The sequence below is a fragment of the Dietzia sp. DQ11-71 genome (assembly GCF_014144995.1).
GTDB classification, from domain to species: domain Bacteria; phylum Actinomycetota; class Actinomycetes; order Mycobacteriales; family Mycobacteriaceae; genus Dietzia; species Dietzia kunjamensis.
Genome location: NZ_JAALDT010000027.1, coordinates 1 through 3350, shown reverse-complemented (window position 1 = coordinate 3350; position 3350 = coordinate 1). Strand labels below are relative to the sequence as shown.

Below are 3350 nucleotides of genomic sequence, written 5' to 3'. Positions count from 1 at the left end.
CCGCACGCTGGGCCTGGAGGCGCCGGCCTGCGCGCGGACGGTGGCGCTGGTGCACGAGGCCGAGGCGGCCGGCGAGGACCGGCGACAATGGACCGGCAGGGAGCTCCTCACCGAGCTACAGCGCGCCCGACGCCGGGCCCGCCGTCGGGCCCGGATACAGCAGATGACCGGCCAGCCGACCTGACTCCCGGCCCCCGTAGCCGGTTCGGTCCTCGTAGCCGGTTCGGTCCTCGTACCCGATTCAGTCCTCGTACCCGATCGAGAACGCGGCCTCGAGATCGTGCTTGGACTGGGTGCGGAACGCGATGTGGGTCTCGGTGTCCACCACGCCGGGGACCTTGTTGAGGCGGTCCGAGACGATGTCGGCGATCTCGTCGTTGCGCCGGGCCCGCACCAGCACGATGAGGTCGATGGTGCCGGTGACCGAGTAGACCTCGGAGACTCCGTCGATATCGGCGATGGCCCCGGCGACCTCGGGGATCCGCGCCGTCTCGGCGTGGACGAAGACGATTGCGGTGATCATGACCCCAAGGCTAGTGGAGCGGGCGTACCGTGTGCGCCATGATCCACGGGGACCTCTTCCAGTCGGCGCGCGAGGCGGAGACGAACCGCCCGTTCGCCCTCCAGAACTCCAAGATGCTCAAGGTGACGCTCGCCGACCAGCCGATCCTCGCGCGGACCGGATCGATGGTCGCCTACCAGGGGCAGGTCGGGTTCGAGAACGTCGGCAGCGGCGGGATCGGCAGGATGTTCAAGGCGGCGGCGACGGGGGAGGGTGTGCCCCTCATGCGCTGCACCGGGCGGGGTGAGCTGTTCCTCGCTGACCAGGCCTCCGAGGTCCAGGTCCTCTACCTGGAGGACGACATGATCTCGGTCAACGGTGCGAGCGTGCTGGCGTTCTCCGAGGGGATCGCGTGGGACATCCACCGCATCGCCGCCAAGGGTGCCGTGATGACCGGCGGGTTGTTCAACGTCTCCCTGCGGGGGACCGGGTTCGTGGCGGTGACCACCAAGGGCCAGCCGGTCGCGCTCGACGTGACCTCCGCGCCGACGTTCGCCGATCCCCAGGCCGTGGTCCTGTGGACCGCCGGGGTGACGATGGACGTCCGAGTGGACACGGGCGGGGTGAAGTCCCTGCTCCGGGGCGGGTCCGGGGAGACGTTCCAGTTGGCGTTCGGCGGCGCGGGACTGGTGGTCGTGCAACCGTCGGAGAACGTGCCCCAGGGGGCCGGGAGCCAGGGCGGCGCGTAGTCCGCGCGCCCCGGCGACCCCGGCCGGCGCGGGGTTCAGGGGCGCGGGGTCAGCGCATGTTCTCCGGGGTCCAGTAGGCGCGCATCGAGGTGACTTTGCCCTGCTCGTCGTGGGTCATGAGGTCCCACACGTTGATGGTGGCCTTGGAGTCCGCGTCGAAGTGCGTGGTGATCTCGAAGTTGAACAGCAGGTCGTCGCCGCACACGCGGGCCTCGAGCACCTCGCCCTCGATCTTCATCGCCACGACGCTGGCGTAGAACTCGCGGATGGCCGCCTTGCCCTCGTGGACGGTGCCGTTGCCCACCGGGTCCTCGACGGTGGCGCCCTCGGCGTAGAGGTCCATCACGGCCTCGAGGTCGCCGGCGGTCAGTGCCGCGATGTAGGAGTCGGCGGTGGAACGGATCTGGTCGGGTGAGGCGCTCAAGGCGGTGGCCCTTTCGGTGACGACGACGAGGTGACCCCGAGCCTAGAACGTGTTCTCGTCCCGTGGGGGCGGACCGGGCGGAACGACTGTCCCCTTTATCGCTTGCGTCACTTGCACCGCGTGCCTACGCTCCCTTCACCACTTGGTGCAGGTGCATCGGCCGACAGAGCGGGGTACGTCATGTCCACGCAGCAGACCTCACCGACACCCGCCGAGGAGGAGACGTTCAACACCGGCCGGGTGGTGCTCATCTCCCTGGTCGCGGCGTTGGGCGGCTTCCTGTTCGGGTTCGACACCGCGGTGATCAACGGTGCCGTGGACGCCGTGCAGGAGACCTTCGAGATGAACGCCGGGCTGACCGGCTTCGCCGTGTCCTCCGCCCTCCTCGGGTGCATGGTCGGCGCCTACGTCGCCGGTCGTCTGGCCGACCACTGGGGTCGCACCCGCGTGATGATCCTCGCGTCGGTGCTGTTCACCGCCAGTGCCCTGGGGACCGGGTTCGCCTTCGGCCCCGTCGACCTCATCATCTGGCGGCTGGTCGGCGGGCTCGGGGTGGGCGCGGCGTCCGTCATCGCGCCGGCCTACATCGCCGAGGTCGCCCCACCCGCGATCCGCGGTCGGCTGGGATCACTGCAGCAGCTCGCGATCGTCTCCGGCATCTTCGTCGCACTGCTCTCCGACGCCTGGCTGGCCGGCATCGCGGGCGGCGCGATCGAGGAACTGTGGTTCGGCGCCGAGGCGTGGCGGTGGATGTTCTGGGCGGAGGTGATCCCCGCCGTGACCTACGGGGTGCTCGCGCTGACCATCCCCGAATCACCGCGCTACCTGGTGGGCAAGGGCATGGTCGACCGGGCCCGCGAGGTCCTCCGCTCCATTCAGCAGGGCGGTGTCGACTCCCGGATCAGGGAGATCCGCGCGACGGTCCGCGACGACCGCAAGCGCTCGTGGCGCGACCTGGTCAAGCCGGGCGGGGTCAACCTGCTGCCCATCGTGTGGATCGGCATCATCCTGTCGGTCTTCCAGCAGGCCGTGGGCATCAACGTGATCTTCTACTACTCCACCTCGCTGTGGCAGTCGGTCGGCTTCACCGAGGAGGACGCGCTCACCCAGACGGTCATCACGTCCGTGACGAACATCGTGGTGACGATCGTGGCGATCGCACTCATCGACAAGATCGGCCGCCGCAAGCTCCTCATCACCGGGTCCGTCGGCATGACGATCTCGCTGGCCGTGATGGCGCTGATGTTCAGCACCGCGACCATGGGACCGGGCCCGGACGGCGAGCTCGCCCCACAGCTCGCCGACACCCAAGGGCTGATCGCGCTCATCGCCGCGAACGGGTTCGTCGTGTTCTTCGGCATGTCGTGGGGCCCGGCCGTGTGGGTGCTGCTCGGCGAGATGTTCAACAACCGCATCCGCTCCGCGGCCCTCGGCCTGGCGGCGGCCGCGCAGTGGCTGGCGAACTTCGCCGTGTCCACCGCGTTCCCGCCGATGGCCGAGTTCAGCCTGACGTTCACCTACGGCTTCTACGCGGTCTCCGCGCTGCTGTCGCTGCTGTTCGTGGCGAAGTTCATCCCGGAGACCAACGGTCGGTCGCTGGAGGACATGTAGCGGCGCGGCCGACCCCGCCGCCCGGCCCGGCCCGTCGACCGCAGCGACGGCGCTGGGCGGCGAC

The 3350-nt window shown here is 69.5% G+C and carries 4 protein-coding genes and 1 pseudogene; 3 read left to right on the top strand and 2 right to left on the bottom strand.

All coding sequences use genetic code 11. From position 1 onward, the window contains the following. A pseudogene (locus G6023_RS01155) lies at nt 1-184 on the top strand (hypothetical protein); the annotation flags it as partial. Nucleotides 185-241: 57 nt separating this feature from the next. Here the strand turns inward: G6023_RS01155 and G6023_RS01150 are convergent. Next, a complete protein-coding gene (locus G6023_RS01150) occupies nt 242-523 on the bottom strand; it encodes an Lrp/AsnC family transcriptional regulator (protein WP_067720093.1) in 282 nt (93 codons plus the stop codon). A 38-nt stretch (nt 524-561) separates the two neighbouring features. Here G6023_RS01150 and G6023_RS01145 point away from each other — a divergent pair, with 38 nt between their 5' ends. Next, entirely contained in the window at nt 562-1251 is a 690-nt protein-coding gene (locus tag G6023_RS01145) for an AIM24 family protein (RefSeq protein ID WP_182633870.1), read from the top strand. Between the two features lie 49 nt (nt 1252-1300). On the opposite strand, the gene G6023_RS01140 is transcribed toward G6023_RS01145, so the two are convergent. Further along, the gene (locus G6023_RS01140; RefSeq protein WP_154830988.1) at nt 1301-1675 is read right to left on the bottom strand and encodes an SgcJ/EcaC family oxidoreductase; all 375 of its coding nucleotides are present in this window, start codon (nt 1673-1675) and stop codon (nt 1301-1303) included. 180 nt (nt 1676-1855) lie between these two features. Here G6023_RS01140 and G6023_RS01135 point away from each other — a divergent pair, with 180 nt between their 5' ends. Continuing rightward, nucleotides 1856-3286 carry a sugar porter family MFS transporter gene (locus G6023_RS01135; RefSeq protein WP_096906381.1) on the top strand — a complete coding sequence of 477 codons (1431 nt, stop codon included), beginning with the start codon at nt 1856-1858 and terminating at the stop codon, nt 3284-3286. The last annotated feature ends 64 nt before the right edge of the window (nt 3287-3350 follow it).

Coding starts and splice junctions, on each gene's coding strand:
- G6023_RS01145 (WP_182633870.1), top strand. CDS start 562: ATGATCCACGGGGACCTCTTCCAGTCGGCGCGCGAGGCGGAGACGAAC.
- G6023_RS01135 (WP_096906381.1), top strand. CDS start 1,856: ATGTCCACGCAGCAGACCTCACCGACACCCGCCGAGGAGGAGACGTTC.
- G6023_RS01150 (WP_067720093.1), bottom strand. CDS start 523: ATGATCACCGCAATCGTCTTCGTCCACGCCGAGACGGCGCGGATCCCC.